The following is an 18558-nucleotide window of genomic DNA, read 5'->3' as shown; positions in this document are numbered from 1 at the left end:
GCTCCTACAACGGCACGCGATCTCCTGTAGGAGCGGCCTTGCGCCGCGAAAGGGCCGCATAGCGGCCCCGCTTTTCCCTGGCGTTTACTGCGCCTGATAGATCTGGTCGAACACCCCACCATCATTGAAGAACTTCGGCTGTGCAGTCTTCCAGCCACCGAAGTCCTTGTCGATGGTCACCAGGTCCAGTTTCGGGAACTGCTTGCCAAATTCGGCGGCGACCTTGGCGTCACGCGGACGGTAGAAGTTTTCTGCGGCGATCTTCTGGCCAGCCGGGCTGTACAGGTGCTTGAGGTACTCCTCGGCGATCTTTTCGTTGCCCTTCTTCTCGGCGTTCTTGTCGACCACCGCCACCGGTGGCTCGGCCAGGATCGACAGCGAAGGCACGACGATCTCGAACTTGTCGGCGCCGCCGTCTTCCTTCAGCGCCAGGAAGGCCTCGTTCTCCCAGGCCAGCAACACATCGCCCTGGCCGTTGTTGACGAAGGTGATGGTCGAGCCACGGGCACCGGTATCGAGCACCGGCACGTGCTTGAACAGCTCCTGCACGTAGGCCTTGGCCTTGTCTTCATTGCCGCCGGTCTTGAGGCCATAGGCCCAGGCGGCGAGGAAGTTCCAGCGGGCGCCGCCGGAGGTTTTCGGGTTGGGGGTGATGACCGAGACGTCCTTCTTGATCAGGTCGCCCCAGTCCTTGATGCCTTTCGGGTTGCCCTTGCGCACCAGGAACACGATGGTCGAGGTATAGGGGGTGCTGGCGTCCGGCAGGCGCTTCTGCCAGTCCTCCGGCAGGGTCTTGCCGAGCTTGGCGATCTCGTCGATGTCGCCGGCCAGGGCCAGGGTCACCACATCGGCGCGCAGGCCGTCGATCACCGCGCGCCCCTGCTTGCCCGAACCACCGTGGGACTGCTGGATCTTCACCTTGTCGCCCGGGTGAGCGGCCTGCCAGTGCTTGATGAACTCGGCGTTGTACTGCTGGTACAGCTCGCGGGTCGGGTCATAGGACACGTTCAGCAGTTCGTAGTCCTTGGCGATCGCGGAACCGGCAAAAACGGCACTGGCCAGGGCGGCAAGCGCATAACGGCGGATGGACATGGTGAAGCTCCCGATTGGCATTTTTCTAGTTTTTGAAGTGATGCGGTGTCAGCCGGACTTGTTGCCGGGCTGCTGCAGGCGGAACTTCTCCTTGCGTTCGATCTGCACCACCTGGGCGTTGTGCACGGTGATCTCCACCGCGCCGAAGCGCAGGTCGCGCAGCGCGCTCTGGATTTCACGCAGAATGGTGGCTTCGTCCTGACCGTCGATGCTGCGCAGAGATGCACTCATGCTCGTTCTCCTGTGAGTAAGGGTGCCGGGCAGAGGTTTGAAGGGGATTAGCGCCTGGCTTGAAGGCAATAGTAGTGAGGCGCGGATATTCTTAAAAATACTGTTTAAGAATGTTTATATAACCAACTTTAGGTAGATACCCTGTAGGAGCGGCCTTGCGCCGCGATGGGCTGCGCAGCAGCCCCGACAATTCTGCAAGATGCCCAGATCCTGGGGCTGCTACGCAGCCCATCGCGGCACAAGGCCGCTCCTACAAGGGTCAATGTGGTCGCGGAGTTTTGTCCTCGGGCTCGCGGATCTTGTACCAGGCCACATACAGCGCCGGCAGGAACAGCAGCGTCAGCAGCGTTGCACTGATGATGCCGCCAATCATGGCGTAGGCCATCGGCCCCCAGAACACTTCCCGGGCGATCGGGATCATGCCCAGGCTCGCCGCCGCCGCCGTCAGCAGGATCGGCCGACGGCGGTGATTGGTCGCCTCCACCACCGCATCCCAGGGCGAATAGCCCTGCTCCTCGAACTCGTCGATCTGGGTCACCAGGATCACCGAGTTGCGGATGATGATACCGGCCAGGGCAAGAATCCCGAGGATCGCCACAAAGCCCATCGGCGTGCCCGTGGGCACCAATGCCAGCACCACGCCGATCAACCCCAGGGGCGCGACGCTGACCACCAGGAACAGCTTCTGCACGCTGTGCAGCTGGATCATCAGGAAGGTCGCCATCAGGAACAGCATCAGCGGGATCACGGCGGCGATCGGCCCCTGGGCCTTGGCGCTCTCTTCCACCGTACCACCGGTGGCCACGTCGTAGCCCACCGGCAGCTTGCCGGCGAAGTCATCGATGCCGGGCTTGAGTTCGGCTACCAGGTCGGTGGGCTGGATGTCACCGACCACCGAGGCCTTGATGGTGATGGTCGGCTTGCGGTCGCGGCGCCACACCAGCGGCTGCTCCTGCTCGTAGCGCACGGTGGCGAAGGCCAGCAGCGGGATCGAGGCGCCGCTGGGCGTGACGATCTGCAGGTTCTGCAAGGTATCCGGCGAGCCGCGTTCGCTGTCCTCGGCGCGGGCCACCACGTTGACCAGGTAGATGTTGTCGTTGACCTGGGTGACCGGCACGCCGCTGACGATGCTGTTCATCACATTGGCCACGTCCTCGGACGACAGGCCCAGCTGGCGCGCCTTGTCCTGGGCGATCTCGATGCGCAGCACCTTGCCGGGCTCGTTCCAGTCGTAGATCATCTCGCCGATGTGTTCGTTGCTGTCGAGCAGGGTCGCCAGCTCGATGGCATGCCGGCGCACCTGGTCGATATCCTTGCCGCTGACCCGGTACTGGATCGGTCGACCCACCGGTGGACCCATCTCCAGCGACTGGACGTTGGTACCGATACCGACGAACTCCTCGTGCAGCAGCTTCTGCAGGCGCTGCATCATGCCCTCGCGCTCCTCGAAGCCCTTGCTGACGATCACCAGCTGGGCGTAGTACGGGTTCTGCAACTGCTGGTCGAGGGGCAGGTAGAAGCGAATCGCGCCCTGGCCGATGTAGGTACTCCAGCGCGCCAGGTCCGGGTCGTCCTTGATCCTCGCCTCCAGGCGGTCGACGACCTTGCGCGTTTCCTCGATCGAGGCGTTCTGCGGCAGGTTCAGGTCGACCAGGATCTCCGGCCGGTCCGACGACGGGAAGAACTGGTTCTGCACGAAACGCATGCTGAAGATCGACAGGGCGAACAGCAGCACCGTGCCGATGATGGTCAGCCAGCGGTGGCGCATGCACCACAGCAACCCGCCCTCGAATGCCCGGCCGACACGCCCGGGCTCGGCCTCGTGCGCCTTGAGCTTGCTGCTGCTGAGAATGTGCACACCCAGCACCGGTGCGAAGAACACCGCCACCACCCAGGACACCAGCAAGGCCACGGCGATCACCGCGAACAGGGTGTAGGTGTACTCGCCCGCGGAGCTGGCATTAAGACCGATCGGCACGAAGCCGGCCACCGTCACCAGGGTGCCGGTGAGCATGGGGAACGCCGTGGAGGTGTAGGCGAAGGTGGCCGCCTGCTCCTTGGTCTCGCCCATCTCCAGGCGCGTGACCATCACCTCGACGGTGATCATCGCGTCATCCACCAGCAGGCCCAGGGCGATGATCAGCGCACCAAGCGAGATCCGCTGCATGGTGATGTCGCTGTATTCCATGAACACGAAGACCATGGCCAGCACCAGCGGGATCGAGCAGGCCACCACCAGCCCCGCGCGGATGCCGAGGCTGACGAAGCTCACCGCCAGGACGATCACCACGGCTTCGAACAACGCGCTGGTGAAGCCGCCGACCGCCTGCTTGACCACCACCGCCTGGTCGGACACGTTGTGCACGCCAACGCCCACCGGCAGGTCGCGGACGACGCGGTCCATCCGCGCCTTCAGGGCCGCGCCGAACACCTCGATGTTGGCGCCGGCCTTCATGCCGATCGCCAGGCCGATGGCGGTCTGGCCGTTGAAGCGGAACATCGGCGACGGCGGATCGACATAGCCGCGCTCGATATCGGCGATGTCGGCCAGGCGGAAGAAGCGGTCGTTGATGCGCAGGTTCACCGTCTGCAGGTCCTTCTCCGAGGCGAACTGCCCGGTGGTGCGCACCGAGATGCGCTCGGGCCCGGCCTCGATCACCCCGGCCGGGGTCACCGCGTTCTGCTGCTGCAGGGCCTGCATGGCCTGGCCCTGGTCGATGCCCAGCGCGGCCAGCTTGCGGGTGGAGAAATTCAGGTACAGCACTTCGTCCTGGGTACCGATCAGCTCGACCTTGCCGATATTGGGCACTTCGCGCACTTCGGCCCGCGCCACCTCGACATAGTCGCGCAGCTGGCGCAGGGTGAGGCCGTCGGCGGTGAAGGCGTAGATCGAACCGAACACGTCACCGAACTCATCGTTGAAGGCGGGCCCCTGGATGCCTGCGGGGAACTGTCCGCGGATGTCCTGGATCTTCTTGCGCACCTGGTACCAGATCTCGGGGATGTCCTTGGCCTTGGTGGTGTCGCGCAGGTAGACGTAGACCGTGGATTCGCCCGGGCGGGTATAGCTTTTCACGTAGTCGAGCGAATCGAGCTCTTCGAGCTTCTTCTCGATGCGGTCGGTGACCTGATACAGGGTCTCGTCCTGGGTGGCGCCGGGCCAGCGGGTCTGGATGACCATGGTCTTGATGGTAAAGGACGGGTCTTCCTCACGGCCGAGGTTGAAGTAGGAGAAGATCCCCATCAGCAGGCCGACGAACATCAGGTACCAGACGAAGGACTGGTGCTTCAGCGCCCACTCCGAGAGGTTGAAGCTTCCTTTCATTGCGCGTCCTCGTCGAAGGTGACCTTCTGGCCGGGCTTGAGGCTGTTCACTCCAGCGGTCACCACGCGCTCGCCGGGCTGCACGCCGGAGGCCAGGACGATGCTGTCGGCGGTACGCTCGATCAACGCGACGTCACGGGTGGCCACGGTTTTCTGCTGCGGATCGACCACCCACACCTGGGTCTTGCCGTCACGTTCGAGCAGCGCGGTCAGCGGCAACTCGCTGCGCGGGCTCACCGCCGAGGTCAGGGTGACGCTGACCGCGGTGCCCAGGTGGAAGGCATCGGGCGTGCTGGTCAGGGTCAAACGGGCGCGACGGGTACGGGTGGTGGCGTCGGCCTGTGGCTCGAGCTCGCGCAGCGTGGCGGTGGTATTGATGGCTGGGTCGAGCTGCGAGGCGACGGTGAAGGTGAGGTCCTTGTTCAACTGTTCGGCGAGCGGAATCGGCAGGTCGATCACCGCCTCCTTGACGTCCGGACGGGCCAGGGTGACCACGGCCTGACCGGCGCTGACGGTCTGCCCCGCCTCGGCCTGCCAGGCGGTGACCACCGCCGCATGATCACTGCGCAGGGTGCTGTAGCCGAGCTGGTCGCGGGCCTGGCTGACCGCCGAGCGTGCCTGCTCCAACGCGGCGCCGGTGGTCTTCAGGTCGGTCTGGGCGATGTCCAGCTGGGCCTGGGCGCCGACTCCACGGTCGTACAGCTGCTGCTGGCGGCGGGCATTGGCCTGGGCGTTGATCCATTGCGCCTGGACCTTGGCCAGGTCGCCTTCGGCGGCGCGCAGCTGGTTTTGCTGGTCGGTAGGGTCGAGGGTGGCCAGGGTGTCGCCAGGGCTTACCCGGGCGCCGACATCCAGCCAGCGTCGGGCAATGCGTCCGGACACCCGGAACCCCAGGGTGCTTTCGTAGCGGGCCTGGATGGCGCCGGCAAAGCGGCCCAGCTGCGACTGTACCTGCGGCTCGACCAGCGTCGACAGCACCGGGCGTATCGCCTCAGGCGGCGCCTCATCGCCCCCGCAGGCAGCCAGCATCAGGCTGGCGGACACTATCAGCAACTGGCGGTTCATGGCGCGGCCCCTCCGTCCTTGGCGCTGACCTTCTCGACCTGCATGCCCGGGTGCAGCAACTGCCCACCGCCCACCACCACGGTCTCGCCGCCCTTGATGCCATCAGCGATCACCACCTTGCCGGTGAGGTAGCGCGCCACCTGGACCTTGCGCAATTCGACCTTGTCGCCCTCACCCACCACCCACACCGCCGGTTCCTTCAGCGCCTTGGTCAAGGCCGCCCACGGCAGTTCGATGCTGGGCCGGCCCTGGGTGTTGCCGGTGGCCGTGACCGGCGAACCCAGCTGCATCCCGGCCGGCACGTTGCGCAGCGCGACCTTGACCTGCACCGTGCCGCTCTCGGCGGACACCGTCGGGGTGATCTCGCGGACCCGGCCCTCGGCCTTGATCGTCGGGTTGTCCAGCAGGCTGACGACGACGCCCTCATCACTGGGGGACTTCACCAGCAGCGATTCGTAGACATTGAACACCGCGTCACGGTCGCCATCGACCGCCAGGCTGAAGATCGGCATGGTCGCCTGTACCACCTGGCCGACCTCGGCCTGGCGCGCGGTGATCACCCCGTCGGCTTCGGACACCAGCGCCGTGTAGCTCAACTGCTCATTGGCGTTGGCCAACTGCGCCTGAGCGGCCTTCAGCGCGCTCTGGCTGCTGCGCAGCGCGGCTTCGGCGGAATCGTACTCGCTCTGGCTGGTGTAGCCCTTGGGCAGGAGCTTCTGCTGGCGCACGAATGCGGCGCTGGTCTGGGTGACCCGCGCCTGCTCGGCGAACACCTCGGCCTTGGCCGAGTCGACGTTGTTCTGCAGGTCCTTGGGGTCCAGGCGCGCCAGCACCTGGTTGGCCTTGACGTGGTCGCCGACATCGACGCCGCGGGCGATGATCTTGCCGCCTACGCGGAACGAAAGGTCGGTCTGCACCCGCGCCTGCACGTCACCGGTCAAGGTGACCCGGGCGGCAAAGTCGGTGGGCTGCACCTGTTGCACCGCGACCCGGGGCAATACCGGGGCAGCTTCTTCCTTGCCACAGCCCGAAAGCATGAACAGCAGCCCCAGGCAAACGACCATCGGCGGACGCGTTACCGTCATGCAGGCTCCTTGCTTCGACAAAGGGTGAGAGGGATGCGTTTGAAGCGTAGATCAGGGATGGACAAACGACACCGATGTCGGCTCAACAAAGCACAGCGCTATCGGCGATACTGCCAGCCAGACGCTCAAGGACACCGCCGATGCTGACCACCCTGGCCATTGCCAACTACCGCTCGATCAACCAGCTGGTGATGCCGCTGGGGCGGCTCAACGTGATCACCGGTGCCAACGGCAGCGGCAAGTCCAACCTGTACAAAGCCTTGCGCCTGCTGGCCGAGACCGCCCGCGGCGGTGTGGTCAATGCGCTGGCTGCCGAGGGCGGGCTGGAGTCGACCTTCTGGGCCGGCCCCGAGAAGCTCACCCGGCGCATGCTCAACGGCGAGGTGCCAGTGGAGGGCGGGCCACGCCAGCAGGCCAGGCGCCTGAAGATGGGCTTTGCCAGCGAAGACTTCGGCTACGCGATCAGCCTCGGCCTGCCCGAACCCAGCCGGTCGCAGTTCGCCCTGGACCCGCAGATCAAGCAGGAGACGATCTGGGCCGGCCCCCTGTGCCGCCCCTCCAGCCAGCTGGTGCAACGCAACGCAGGGATGGTCAAGGCCCGTGACGGTCGCCAATGGCAGGTGCTGCACCAGCACATGACCGAATTCGACAGCCTGTTCGACCAGGTCGGCAGTCTCCAGGGCTCCCCCGAGGTGCCGCATCTGCGCGAGCAGATCCGCAGCTGGCGCTTCTACGACCATTTCCGTACCGATGCCGAAGCCCCAGCCCGGCAATCGCGACTGGGAACGCGCACGCCGGTGCTGCATCACGACGGCCGCGACCTCGCCGCCGCGCTGCAGACCATCGACGAGATCGGTGACCTGCAGGCCCTGCAGGACGCGGTGGGCGACGCCTTTCCCGGCGCCCGGCTCGCGGTCGACGCCCAGCCTGGCGGCCTGTTCGGCCTGCGTTTCCACCAGGCCGGGCTGCTGCGGCCGCTGAGCGCTGCGGAGTTGTCCGACGGGACCTTGCGCTACCTGTTGCTGGTGGCTGCCCTGCTCACGCCTCGCCCGCCGAGCATGATGGTGCTCAACGAGCCGGAAACCAGCCTGCACCCGGACCTGTTGCCAGCACTGGCGCGCCTGATCCGCCGAGCGGCGCAGCAATGTCAGGTGTGGGTGGTATCGCACGCGCCCCGGCTGGTGGCGGCGCTGGAGGAGGACGAGGGCTGCAACTCGATCCACTTGGAGAAAACGCTGGGACAAACCGGGATCGTCGGGCAGGGCATGCTCGATGAACCGGCCTGGTACTGGCCGGACCAAGGCTGAAAAGATCGCGGGGCAAGTCGCATCGGCGCACCGCCGCTCCCACGCCGGTCATTGGCGTGGGAGCGGGCTTGCCCCGCGATGGGTTGGCTCAGGCCTGCGCTGCGGCCTGGGCCGGACGGCGGGTCTGCGGCTGCGAGACGTTAGCCGCGGCGCCTTCTTCGATAGCCTGCTGGATCGCACGGCGGCGGCGCTCTTCGGCCTGGCGGCTGAAGTACCAGACCAGGAAGGTCACCAGCGACACCGACAACAGGATCAGGCTGGCCACGGCGTTGATCTCCGGCTTCACGCCCAGGCGCACGGCCGAGAACACTTCCATCGGCAGGGTGGTCGAGCCCGGGCCGGAGACGAAGCTGGCCAGCACCAGGTCATCCAGCGACAGGGCGAACGACATCATGCCACCCGCCGCCAGCGATGGCGCGATCATCGGGATGGTGATCAGGAAGAACACCTTCCACGGCTTGGCGCCCAGGTCCATGGCCGCCTCCTCGATGGACAGGTCCAGCTCGCGCAGGCGCGCCGACACCACCACCGCCACATAGGCGGCGCAGAACGTGGTGTGGGCGATCCAGATGGTGACGATGCCCCGTTCCTGCGGCCAGCCGATCATCTGTGCCATGGCCACGAACAGCAGCAGCAGCGACAGACCGGTGATCACCTCGGGCATCACCAGCGGCGCGGTGACCAGGCCACCGAACAGGGTGCGGCCCTTGAAGCGGGTGACCCGGGTCAGCACGAAAGCCGCCAGGGTACCCAGCGCCACGGCGGCGACCGCCGTATAGCAGGCGATCTCCAACGAGCGCATCACCGACCCCATCAGCTGGGTGTTGTCGAGCAGGCCGACGTACCACTTTACCGACCAGCCGCCCCACACCGTCACCAGCTTCGAGGCGTTGAACGAGTAGATCACCAGGATCAGCATCGGCAGGTAGATGAACAGCAAGCCGAGCACCAGCATCAGCTTGGAGAAACTGAAGCGTTTCATGCGCGGCCCTCCATCTCTTTGGCCTGGCTACGGTTGAACAGCAGGATCGGCACGATCAGGATCGCCAGCATCACCACCGCCAGGGCGGACGCCACCGGCCAGTCGCGGTTGTTGAAGAACTCCTGCCACAGCACTTTACCGATCATCAGGGTTTCCGGGCCGCCCAGCAGTTCAGGGATGACGAACTCGCCCACCACCGGGATGAACACCAGCATGCAGCCGGCGATGATGCCGTTCTTCGACAGCGGCACGGTGATCTTCCAGAAGCTGTTGAAGGTGCTCGAACCCAGGTCCGATGCGGCTTCGAGAAGGCTCTCGTCGTGCTTCACCAGGTTGGCGTACAGCGGCAGGATCATGAACGGCAGGTACGAATAGACCACGCCGATATAGACCGCCAGGTTGGTGTTGAGGATCTGCAGCGGCTGGTCGATCAGGCCCAGCCACAGCAGGAAGCTGTTGAGCAGCCCGTTGTTGCTGAGGATGCCCATCCAGGCATAGACGCGGATCAGGATCGCGGTCCAGGTCGGCATCATGATCAGCAGCAGCAGGACGGTCTGCGACTCCTTCCTGGCCTTGGAGATGGCGTAGGCCATCGGGTAGCCAATCAGCAGGCACAGCAAAGTGCTGAAGAAGGCCACCTTCAAAGAGCCGAGGTAAGCCGCGATGTACAGCTCGTCCTCGGTCAGCAGGCCGTAGTTGGCCAGGTTCAGCACCAGCTGCACCTTGCCTTCGAGATAGGTGTAGATCTCGGTGTACGGAGGAATCGCCACGTCGGCTTCGGCGAAGCTGATCTTCAGGACGATGAAGAACGGCAGCATGAAGAACAGGAACAGCCAGATGAACGGCACACCGATCACCAGGTGCCGTCCCTCGGGAACAAGACGCTGGAAGGCTCGCTTGAGCTTGCGAAGTTTCATGACCGCAGTACCACGCCGCTGTCGTCTTCCCACCACACGTAGACTTCGTCATCCCAGGTCGGGCGGGTGCCCTGGCGCTCGGCGTTGGCAACGAACGACTGGACGATCTTGCCGCCGGGCAGCTCGACGTAGAACACCGAGTGACCGCCGAGGTAGGCGATGTCGTGGACCTTGCCGCGCGACCAGTTGTGTTCGCAGGTCGGCTGCTCGGTGGTGACCAGCAGCTTCTCCGGACGCAGGGCGTAGGTGATGTGCTTGTCCTCGACCGAGGTGGTGACGCCATGGCCGACGTAGATCTTGCGCTCCAGCTCCGGGCTGGCGATGACCGCATGGCCTTCGGCGTCGTCGACCACTTCGCCTTCGAACAGGTTGACGTTGCCGATGAACTCGCAGACCAGGCGGCTGGTCGGGGTTTCATAGATATCGATCGGGCTGCCGATCTGGGCGATCCAGCCCAGGTGCATGATGGCGATGCGCTGGGCCATGGTCATGGCCTCTTCCTGGTCGTGGGTCACCATCACGCAGGTCACGCCCACGCGCTCGATGATCTCCACCAGTTCCAGCTGCATCTGCGAGCGCAGCTTCTTGTCCAGCGCGCCCATGGGCTCGTCGAGCAGCAGCAATTTCGGACGCTTGGCCAGCGAACGGGCCAGGGCCACGCGCTGGCGCTGGCCACCGGACAGCTGGTGCGGCTTGCGCTTGGCGTACTGGGTCATGTGCACCAGCTTGAGCATCTCGGCCACGCGGGCGTCGATCTCGGCCTTGGGCATCTTGTCCTGCTGCAGGCCGAAGGCGATGTTCTGCGCCACGGTCATGTGCGGGAACAGCGCGTAGGACTGGAACATCATGTTGATCGGCCGCTCGTAGGGCGGCATGTCGGTGATGTCGACGCCATCGAGGAAGATCCGCCCTTCGGTCGGACGCTCGAAGCCGGCCAGCATGCGCAGCAAGGTCGATTTGCCGGACCCGGAGCCGCCCAGCAGGGCGAAGATCTCACCCTTGCGGATTTCCAGGGACACATCGTCCACGGCTACCGTTTCGTCGAATTTTTTCGTGACCCGGTCGATCTTGACCAGCACCTGCTTGGGTTGCTGGCCACCCTCGAGGGCTTTCTTATAGGCACCGGAGGCAACTGCCATGAGTGAAACTCCCAACAAGATTTATGTGCCCGCCACTGCGCTGGCGGGCCTGGATTGTTACTTGCCCGACTTGACCTTGGTCCAGCTGCGGGTCATCAAACGTTGCACCTTGGGTGGCAACTCGGCGTTGACGAACATCTTGTCCAGCACTTCCTGCGGTGGGTAAACCGCGGCGTCAGTCCTCACGGCCTGGTCCATCAGGTCGCCAGCCTTGGGGTTCGGGTTGGCGTAACCGACGTAATCACTGACCTGGGCGATCACCTCAGGTTTCAGCAAATAGTTGATGAAGGCGTGGGCCTCCTTGACGTTGCGGGCGTCCTTGGGAATCGCCAGCACATCGAACCAGAGGTTGCCGCCTTCCTTGGGAATGGCGTAGGCCAGTTTCACGCCCTTTTTCGCCTCTTCGGCGCGGGCTTTGGCCTGGAACACGTCGCCGGAGAAACCGGCGGCCACGCAGATATCGCCGTTGGCGAGATCGGAGATGTACTTCGAGGAGTGGAAGTAGGTCACGTACGGGCGCACGGCCAGCAGTTTCTCTTCCGCCTTCTGGTAGTCCTTGGGGTTGCTACTGTTTGGGTCCAGGCCCATGTAGTTGAGCACCGCCGGAAGCATCTCGTCGGCCGAGTCGAGGAAGGCCACGCCGCATTTGCTGAGCTTCTTCATGTTCTCGGGCTCGAACAGCACCGCCCAGGAGTCGATCTGGTCGGTGCCCAGTACCGCCTTGACCTTCTCGACGTTGTAGCCGATGCCATTGGTGCCCCACAGGTAGGGGACGGCGTACAGGTTGCCCGGATCGTTCTTTTCCAGGCGCTTCATCAGCGCCGGGTCGAGGTTCGCGTAGTTGGGCAGCAGGTTGCGGTCGAGCTTCTGGAACGCGCCCGCCTTGATCTGCTTGCCGAGGAAATGGTTGGACGGCACGACCACGTCATAGCCGGTGCGTCCGGCCAGCAGCTTGCCTTCCAGCGTCTCGTTGCTGTCGAAGACGTCGTATTTCGGGGTGATGCCGGTTTCCTTCTGGAACTCGGCGAGGGTATTCGGGCCGACGTAGTCGGACCAGTTGTAGATGTGCACCGTGGGCGCCGCTTGGACGCTGCAAGCCAGCGTCAGACCCGCTCCGGCCATCAAGGCCTTGCGAAAAACAGAAATAGACAAGTGGGTGGTCCTCACAATCAGTGCCTCAAGTGGCGGAAAAACTCGGCCGCACACGCAAAACCGGCGCGCAACTTACCTTCACGGCGTGGATGCCGCAAACTTATTTGCCGTTACCTGCCTCTGGGCCGGGAACCCCCGGCCCAGAGGGCCTTGCATCGGGCTTACTTGCCCGACTTGATCTTGGTCCAGCTGCGGGTGATCAGGCGCAGGGTGCCTGCATCCTGGTCAGAGATCGCATACAGCTGCTTCTTCACTTCAGCCGACGGGTAAATGGCCGGGTCGCTGGTGATGTCCTTGTCCACCAGCGGCGTGGCCGCCTTGTTACCGTTGGGGAAGCGCACAGCATTGGTGATCTCGGCCATGACTTCCGGCTGCAGCAGGAAGTTCATCCATTGATAGGCGGCGTCGACGTTCTCGGCATCTTTCGGAATCGCAACCATGTCGTAGAAGGTACCGGCACCTTCTTTCGGAATGGTGTAGGCCAGCTTGACCTTGTCACCGGCCTCATGAGCACGGGCCTTGGATTGCTCCAGATCGCCCGAGTAGCCGACGGCTACGCAAATATTGCCGTTGGCCAGGTCGGAAATGTACTTGGACGAGTGAAAGTAGGTAATCGAAGGACGGATCTTAAGGAACAGATCTTCAGCGGCTTTCAGATCAGCCTTGTCCTTGCTGGCGGTCGGTTTGCCCAGGTAGTGCAGGGCGGCCGGAATCATTTCGGTCGGCGCATCCAGGAAGCTCACGCCGCAGCTCTTGAGCTTGGCGATGTTCTCGGGCTTGAACACGACGTCCCACGAGTCGATCTTGTCCACGCCCAACGCGGCCTTGACCTTCTCCGGGTTGTAGCCAATACCGATGGAGCCCCACATGTACGGGAAGGCGTGCTTGTTGCCTGGGTCGCTGGCGTCGCCGACGGCCTTGAGCAAGTCTTCGTCAAGATTCTTCCAGTTCGGCAGTTTGCTCTTGTCCAGTTCCTGATATACGCCGGCCTTGATCTGCTTGGCCAGGAAGTTGTTGGACGGCACGACGATGTCGTAACCCGACTTGCCCGCCAGCAGCTTGGCTTCCAGGGTCTCGTTGCTGTCAAAGACGTCGTAGACCACCTTGATGCCGGTCTGCTTCTCAAACTTGGCCACGGTTTCTGGTGCGATGTAGTCCGACCAGTTGTAAACGTGCAGCACCTTGTCGTCAGCCTGAACAGCGGTGGCCATGGCACCCATCAGGGCGGCGGCCAGCAACGTCTTGCCCAATTTCTTCATGCGTAATGCTCCAGAATTTATTATCAAGCCATCTGTTCAGCAGCCAGGTACCACGGGACGCGCGTTGGGCGACTAAACAGCCGTTAGTCTGGCAAGTTACAAGGCGCTGTTTCAACAGAAGCAGGGCCTTGCAACGACATTAATGTCACCTCGCCAGCCTAGCAGACTGTCATTTCACCGCTTCGTAGGTCAGATCCAGGCACTTGCGCGCCTTTTCCACCAGTTCGTCGATCTCTTCGCGACTGATCACCAGCGGCGGCGCGATGATCATGGTGTCGCCCACCGCGCGCATCACCAGGCCGTTCTCGAAGCAGTGGGTGCGGCAGATCATGCCGACGCCCTTGCCCTCGTAGCGGCTGCGGGTGGCCTTGTCCTTGACCAGCTCGATCGCGCCGAGCAGGCCCAGGCCGCGTACCTCGCCCACCAGCGGGTGGTCCTGCAGCTCACGCAGTCGTTTTTGCAAATACGGTGCCGTTTCGGTGCGGGCACGCTCGACAATCTTCTCGTCACGCAGGATGCGCAGGTTTTCCAGGCCCACCGCCGCCGCCACCGGGTGGCCGGAGTAGGTGAAGCCGTGGTTGAAATCGCCGCCTTCGCTGATCACCTTGGCCACTTTGTCACGCACGATCACACCGCCCATGGGGATGTAACCGGAAGTCAGGCCCTTGGCGATGGTCATCAGGTCGGGCGCAAGGTCGTAGTAGTCGGAGCCGAACCACTCGCCGGTGCGACCAAAACCGCAGATCACTTCGTCGGCGACGAACAGGATGTCGTACTTGGCGAGGATCTCCTTGACCTTCGGCCAGTAGGTGTCCGGCGGAATGATCACCCCACCCGCGCCCTGGATCGGCTCGGCGATGAACGCGGCGACGTTGTCCTCGCCGACTTCGAGAATTTTCTTCTCCAGCTGTTCGGCCGCCCACACGCCGAACTCGTCCGGGGTCATGTCGCCACCCTCGCCGAACCAGTACGGCTGCGGGATATGCACGATGCCTGGGATCGGTAGGCCGCCCTGCTCGTGCATGCCGCTCATGCCGCCCAGGCACGCACCTGCGAAGGTGGAGCCGTGGTAGCCGTTGATGCGGCCGATGATGGTCTGCTTGTGCGGTTTACCCTTGAGCGCCCAGTAGTGGCGAACCATGCGCAGCACGGTGTCGTTGCCCTCGGAACCGGAGCCGGTGAAGAACACATGGGTCATGCCCTCGGGCGCCACGTCGGTGATCGCCTTGGCCAGCTCCAGCGCCGGCGGGTGGGCGGTCTGGAAGAACAGGTTGTAGTACGGCAGTTCGCGCATCTGCTTTTCTGCCGCCTGCACCAGCTCTTCGCGGCCATAGCCGACCGCCACGCACCACAGGCCAGCCATGCCGTCGAGGATCTTGTGCCCCTCGCTGTCCCACAAATGCACGCCCTGCGCCTTGGTGATGATGCGCGGCCCCTTCTCCTTCAGCTGCTTGTAGTCACTGAAGGGTGCAAGGTGGTGCTCGCCGCTCAGGGTTTGCCATTCACGGGTTTGCGGGTTGTTGACGCTCATGTGCCTCTCCATTTTCCGGTGGCCGCCCACAGGCGGCCTCAGGGTTGATCACACAGCAAACAGCAGGAACTCACGCTCCCAGGAGCTGATGACGCGCTTGAAGTTCTCATGCTCGGCGCGCTTGGTGGCGACGTAGCCGGTGATGAATTTCTTGCCCAGGTACTGCACCAGCGCGCGGCTGTTCTCCATGCGCTCCAGGGCGTCCTCGATGGTCAGCGGCAGGCGCAGGTTGCGCCGCTCGTAGCCACGGCCCTGCACCGGCGCGCTGGCCTCGATGCCCTCGACCATGCCGATGTAGCCACACAGCAGGCTGGCGGCGATGGCCAGGTAGGGGTTGGCGTCGGCGCCCGGCAAGCGGTTCTCGACCCGGCGGTTCTGCGGGCCGGCATCCGGCACGCGCAGGCCGACGGTACGGTTCTCTTCGCCCCACTCGACGTTCACCGGCGCCGAGGTGTCCGGCAGGAAGCGGCGGAACGAGTTGACGTTGGGGGCGAACAGCGGCAGCGCCTCGGGGATGAACTTCTGCAGGCCGCCGATATGGTGCAGGAACAGCTCGCTCATGCTGCCGTCGGCGTTGGAAAAGATGTTCTTGCCGGTGGCCACGTCGACCACGCTCTGGTGCAGGTGCATCGCGCTGCCCGGCTCGCCGGTCATGGGCTTGGCCATGAAGGTGGCGGCCACGTTGTGCTTGAGCGCGGCCTCGCGCATGGTGCGCTTGAACACCAGGATCTGGTCGGCCAGGTGCAGGGCATCGCCGTGACGGAAGTTGATTTCCATCTGCGCGGTGCCGTCTTCATGGATCAGCGTGTCGAGGTCCAGCTGCTGCAGTTCGCACCAGTCGTAGACATCTTCGAACAGCGGGTCGAATTCGTTGGCCGCCTCGATGGAGAACGACTGCCGCCCGGTTTCCGGACGGCCGGAACGACCCACCGGTGGCTGCAGCGGAAAGTCCGGGTCTTCGCTACGCTTGGTGAGGTAGAACTCCATCTCGGGCGCGACGATCGGCTGCCAGCCCTTGTCGGCGTAGAGTTTCAGGACCTTCTTCAATACGTTGCGCGGCGACAGCTCGACCGGGTTGCCCTTCTTGTCGTAGGTGTCGTGGATCACCTGGGCGGTCGGCTCGATGGCCCATGGCACGAGAAACACCGCGTTCTCGTCAGGGCGGCAGATCATGTCGATGTCGGCCGGGTCGAGCAGTTCGTAATAGATGTCGTCGTCGACGTAGTCGCCGGTCACGGTCTGCAGCAGCACGCTCTCGGGCAGGCGCATGCCTTTCTCGGCGATGAATTTGTTGGTGGGCGAGATCTTGCCGCGGGTGATGCCGGTCAGGTCGCTGATCAGGCATTCCACTTCGGTGATCTTGTGCTCTTTCAACCAATCGGTGAGCTGGTCGAGGTTGTGACTCATAAATACCTCAGGAGGTAATGTGGCGCGGTTGCAGGCAACCGGCGGCCACTGACGCCAGGCGTCGGGCAAAGTCGGCGCGCAGGGCGCCGAGGGGCCTGGAAAGGCCCGCGCCTTGATTCTGGATGCTGTGCATGGCTAAAGCAAAACCCCACGCGCGGGACCACAGCGGATACACACCGCGAGCGCGTGTCCGAGCAGAAAGCGAAGGGCAGAAGGAAAGGAGGTGTAGCGGTAAAGCGTTACGAGGTATGGCTTTTTTACGCGAACCGTCAATTATTGCGGCCAGCGCGGCGCCCTTTCGATGCAGGCGTGCGATGACCGGACGGCAACCGGGAGATGTACCTGAACGCACCGTGCATGCGGCGCTGACAGGTCTCGGCAAGCGGACCATGTGACCCTCGTATTATTGTGTTCTGGGTTGTGACCGAGCTTATCCTCGTTCATTTTTTTACACAACCTCTCCGTAAAAAATAAAACACGCCCCGCTCGGGATAACCCTTCAGGGCGAAAATAGCGGATAATGGCACGCCCCGATATGCAGCAAATCTGCCGTAGATGTGCCATTTAAGGGCATCATGGGCTTGGCTTGACTTCACCTGGTCTTTCCGATTGACTGGGGTTGCAAGCCCCCCTTGATTGATATTTTTAACAACAAAGGTGTTGCATCATGTCGGTACCCCCGCGTGCCGTTCAGCTTAACGAAGCGAACGCGTTCCTTAAGGAACATCCTGAGGTTCTCTACGTTGACCTTCTGATTGCAGATATGAATGGTGTGGTGCGCGGCAAGCGCATAGAGCGCACCAGCCTCCACAAGGTTTACGAGAAAGGCATCAACCTGCCTGCCTCCCTCTTCGCCCTGGATATCAACGGTTCGACCGTCGAAAGCACCGGCCTTGGCCTGGACATCGGCGACGCCGACCGCATCTGCTACCCCATCCCCGGCACCCTCTCCAACGAACCCTGGCAGAAGCGCCCGACCGCGCAGCTGCTGATGACCATGCACGAAATCGAAGGCGAGCCGTTCTTCGCCGACCCGCGTGAAGTGTTGCGCCAGGTGGTGAGCAAGTTCACCGACATGGGCCTGACCATCTGCGCCGCGTTCGAGCTGGAGTTCTACCTGATCGACCAGGAGAACGTGAACGGCCGTCCGCAGCCGCCGCGCTCGCCGATCTCGGGCAAGCGCCCGCAGTCGACCCAGGTGTACCTGATCGACGACCTCGACGAATACGCCGACTGCCTGCAGGACATCCTCGAAGGCGCGAAAGAACAAGGCATCCCGGCCGACGCCATCGTCAAGGAAAGCGCCCCGGCGCAGTTCGAAGTCAACCTGCACCACGTCGCCGACCCGCTCAAGGCCTGTGACTACGCAGTACTGCTCAAGCGCCTGATCAAGAACATCGCCTACGACCATGAAATGGACACCACCTTCATGGCCAAGCCCTACCCGGGCCAGGCAGGCAACGGCCTGCATGTACACATTTCCGTGCTGGACAAGGATGGCAACAACATCTTCACCAGCGAGGATCCCGAGCAGAACGCCGCGCTACGTCACGCTGTCGGCGGTGTGCTCGAGACCCTGCCCGCTTCGATGGCGTTCCTCTGCCCGAACGTCAACTCGTACCGCCGTTTCGGTGCGCAGTTCTACGTGCCCAACGCACCGAGCTGGGGCCTGGACAACCGTACCGTGGCCCTGCGCGTGCCGACCGGCTCGCCTGATGCCGTGCGCATCGAGCACCGGGTGGCCGGCGCCGACGCCAACCCGTACCTGATGATGGCGGCCGTGCTGGCCGGCGTGCACCATGGTCTGACCAACAAGATCGAACCGGGCGAGCCGATCGAAGGCAACTCGTACGAGCAGCTGGAGCAGAGCCTGCCGAACAACCTGCGTGATGCCCTGCGCGAGCTGGACGACAGCGAGATCCTCAACAAGTACATCGATCCGAAGTACATCGACATCTTCGTCGCGTGCAAGGAGAGCGAGCTGGAGGAGTTCGAGCATTCGATCTCCGACCTCGAGTACAACTGGTACCTGCACACCGTGTAAACGAAAACGCCGCCCACAAGGGC

General features: G+C 63.5%; 14 protein-coding genes. 2 read left to right on the top strand and 12 right to left on the bottom strand.

Annotated elements, in window-relative coordinates:
- Nucleotides 1-84: 84 nt before the first annotated feature.
- The 5 genes from LU671_RS05830 to LU671_RS05810 all read right to left on the bottom strand — a co-directional run bounded on the left by LU671_RS05830 (nt 85) and on the right by LU671_RS05810 (nt 6797).
- Nucleotides 85-1092: a sulfate ABC transporter substrate-binding protein gene (locus LU671_RS05830; RefSeq protein WP_186712576.1), complete on the bottom strand. Its 1008-nt coding sequence runs from the start codon at nt 1090-1092 to the stop codon at nt 85-87.
- Nucleotides 1093-1140: 48 nt separating this feature from the next.
- A complete protein-coding gene (gene oscA, locus LU671_RS05825; protein ID WP_016489716.1) occupies nt 1141-1323 on the bottom strand; it encodes a sulfur starvation response protein OscA in 183 nt (60 codons plus the stop codon).
- Nucleotides 1324-1582: 259 nt separating this feature from the next.
- Complete coding sequence (locus LU671_RS05820; RefSeq protein WP_232854994.1) at nt 1583-4648, bottom strand: efflux RND transporter permease subunit; 3066 nt, start codon at nt 4646-4648, stop codon at nt 1583-1585.
- Nucleotides 4645-5712, bottom strand: coding sequence for an efflux RND transporter periplasmic adaptor subunit (locus LU671_RS05815; RefSeq protein WP_232854993.1), 1068 nt, complete (start codon nt 5710-5712; stop codon nt 4645-4647). Before LU671_RS05815 ends, LU671_RS05820 begins: the two co-directional genes overlap by 4 nt.
- The gene (locus tag LU671_RS05810; protein ID WP_232854992.1) at nt 5709-6797 is read right to left on the bottom strand and encodes an efflux RND transporter periplasmic adaptor subunit; all 1089 of its coding nucleotides are present in this window, start codon (nt 6795-6797) and stop codon (nt 5709-5711) included. Before LU671_RS05810 ends, LU671_RS05815 begins: the two co-directional genes overlap by 4 nt.
- A 140-nt stretch (nt 6798-6937) precedes the next feature.
- On the opposite strand from LU671_RS05810, the gene LU671_RS05805 reads away from it, so the two are divergent.
- Nucleotides 6938-8104 (top strand): AAA family ATPase, encoded by a 1167-nt coding sequence (locus tag LU671_RS05805; protein ID WP_232854991.1) that lies wholly within the window; start codon nt 6938-6940, stop codon nt 8102-8104.
- Nucleotides 8105-8192: 88 nt separating this feature from the next.
- On the opposite strand, the gene LU671_RS05800 is transcribed toward LU671_RS05805, so the two are convergent.
- From LU671_RS05800 to LU671_RS05770, 7 genes are all read right to left on the bottom strand, one after another.
- Nucleotides 8193-9086: an ABC transporter permease subunit gene (locus LU671_RS05800; RefSeq protein WP_203649594.1), complete on the bottom strand. Its 894-nt coding sequence runs from the start codon at nt 9084-9086 to the stop codon at nt 8193-8195.
- Complete coding sequence (locus tag LU671_RS05795; protein WP_203649591.1) at nt 9083-10003, bottom strand: ABC transporter permease subunit; 921 nt, start codon at nt 10001-10003, stop codon at nt 9083-9085. The genes LU671_RS05800 and LU671_RS05795 overlap by 4 nt, the downstream gene beginning before the upstream one ends.
- Nucleotides 10000-11142 (bottom strand): polyamine ABC transporter ATP-binding protein, encoded by a 1143-nt coding sequence (potA, locus tag LU671_RS05790; protein WP_110734228.1) that lies wholly within the window; start codon nt 11140-11142, stop codon nt 10000-10002. Before potA ends, LU671_RS05795 begins: the two co-directional genes overlap by 4 nt.
- Before the next feature lie 57 nt (nt 11143-11199).
- The gene (locus LU671_RS05785; protein ID WP_232854990.1) at nt 11200-12294 is read right to left on the bottom strand and encodes a polyamine ABC transporter substrate-binding protein; all 1095 of its coding nucleotides are present in this window, start codon (nt 12292-12294) and stop codon (nt 11200-11202) included.
- A gap of 161 nt (nt 12295-12455) precedes the next feature.
- Nucleotides 12456-13553 (bottom strand): polyamine ABC transporter substrate-binding protein, encoded by a 1098-nt coding sequence (locus tag LU671_RS05780; protein ID WP_232854989.1) that lies wholly within the window; start codon nt 13551-13553, stop codon nt 12456-12458.
- A gap of 169 nt (nt 13554-13722) precedes the next feature.
- Nucleotides 13723-15084: an aspartate aminotransferase family protein gene (locus LU671_RS05775; RefSeq protein WP_203649584.1), complete on the bottom strand. Its 1362-nt coding sequence runs from the start codon at nt 15082-15084 to the stop codon at nt 13723-13725.
- A 48-nt stretch (nt 15085-15132) separates the two neighbouring features.
- Nucleotides 15133-16491, bottom strand: a complete 1359-nt coding sequence (locus LU671_RS05770) for a glutamine synthetase family protein (protein ID WP_028688542.1) — start codon at nt 16489-16491, stop codon at nt 15133-15135.
- Between the two features lie 667 nt (nt 16492-17158).
- Between LU671_RS05770 and LU671_RS05765 the strand changes: the two genes are divergently transcribed.
- Nucleotides 17159-18535: a glutamine synthetase family protein gene (locus LU671_RS05765; RefSeq protein ID WP_110734219.1), complete on the top strand. Its 1377-nt coding sequence runs from the start codon at nt 17159-17161 to the stop codon at nt 18533-18535.
- Nucleotides 18536-18558 lie beyond the last annotated feature (23 nt).

It is taken from the genome of Pseudomonas sp. NMI760_13, from assembly GCF_021283245.1.
GTDB lineage: Bacteria > Pseudomonadota > Gammaproteobacteria > Pseudomonadales > Pseudomonadaceae > Aquipseudomonas > Aquipseudomonas peradeniyensis.
Note: the sequence above shows the minus strand (reverse complement) of the source record. Positions and strands in the feature narration are given on the sequence as shown.

What these genes read in the sequence shown, in the direction of transcription:
- LU671_RS05820 (WP_232854994.1), bottom strand. Translation starts at nt 4,648, where the DNA reads ATGAAAGGAAGCTTCAACCTCTCGGAGTGGGCGCTGAAGCACCAGTCC.
- LU671_RS05775 (WP_203649584.1), bottom strand. Translation starts at nt 15,084, where the DNA reads ATGAGCGTCAACAACCCGCAAACCCGTGAATGGCAAACCCTGAGCGGC.
- LU671_RS05805 (WP_232854991.1), top strand. Translation starts at nt 6,938, where the DNA reads ATGCTGACCACCCTGGCCATTGCCAACTACCGCTCGATCAACCAGCTG.
- LU671_RS05810 (WP_232854992.1), bottom strand. Translation starts at nt 6,797, where the DNA reads ATGACGGTAACGCGTCCGCCGATGGTCGTTTGCCTGGGGCTGCTGTTC.
- LU671_RS05780 (WP_232854989.1), bottom strand. Translation starts at nt 13,553, where the DNA reads ATGAAGAAATTGGGCAAGACGTTGCTGGCCGCCGCCCTGATGGGTGCC.
- potA (WP_110734228.1), bottom strand. Translation starts at nt 11,142, where the DNA reads ATGGCAGTTGCCTCCGGTGCCTATAAGAAAGCCCTCGAGGGTGGCCAG.
- LU671_RS05830 (WP_186712576.1), bottom strand. Translation starts at nt 1,092, where the DNA reads ATGTCCATCCGCCGTTATGCGCTTGCCGCCCTGGCCAGTGCCGTTTTT.
- LU671_RS05765 (WP_110734219.1), top strand. Translation starts at nt 17,159, where the DNA reads ATGTCGGTACCCCCGCGTGCCGTTCAGCTTAACGAAGCGAACGCGTTC.
- oscA (WP_016489716.1), bottom strand. Translation starts at nt 1,323, where the DNA reads ATGAGTGCATCTCTGCGCAGCATCGACGGTCAGGACGAAGCCACCATT.
- LU671_RS05800 (WP_203649594.1), bottom strand. Translation starts at nt 9,086, where the DNA reads ATGAAACGCTTCAGTTTCTCCAAGCTGATGCTGGTGCTCGGCTTGCTG.
- LU671_RS05815 (WP_232854993.1), bottom strand. Translation starts at nt 5,712, where the DNA reads ATGAACCGCCAGTTGCTGATAGTGTCCGCCAGCCTGATGCTGGCTGCC.
- LU671_RS05795 (WP_203649591.1), bottom strand. Translation starts at nt 10,003, where the DNA reads ATGAAACTTCGCAAGCTCAAGCGAGCCTTCCAGCGTCTTGTTCCCGAG.
- LU671_RS05770 (WP_028688542.1), bottom strand. Translation starts at nt 16,491, where the DNA reads ATGAGTCACAACCTCGACCAGCTCACCGATTGGTTGAAAGAGCACAAG.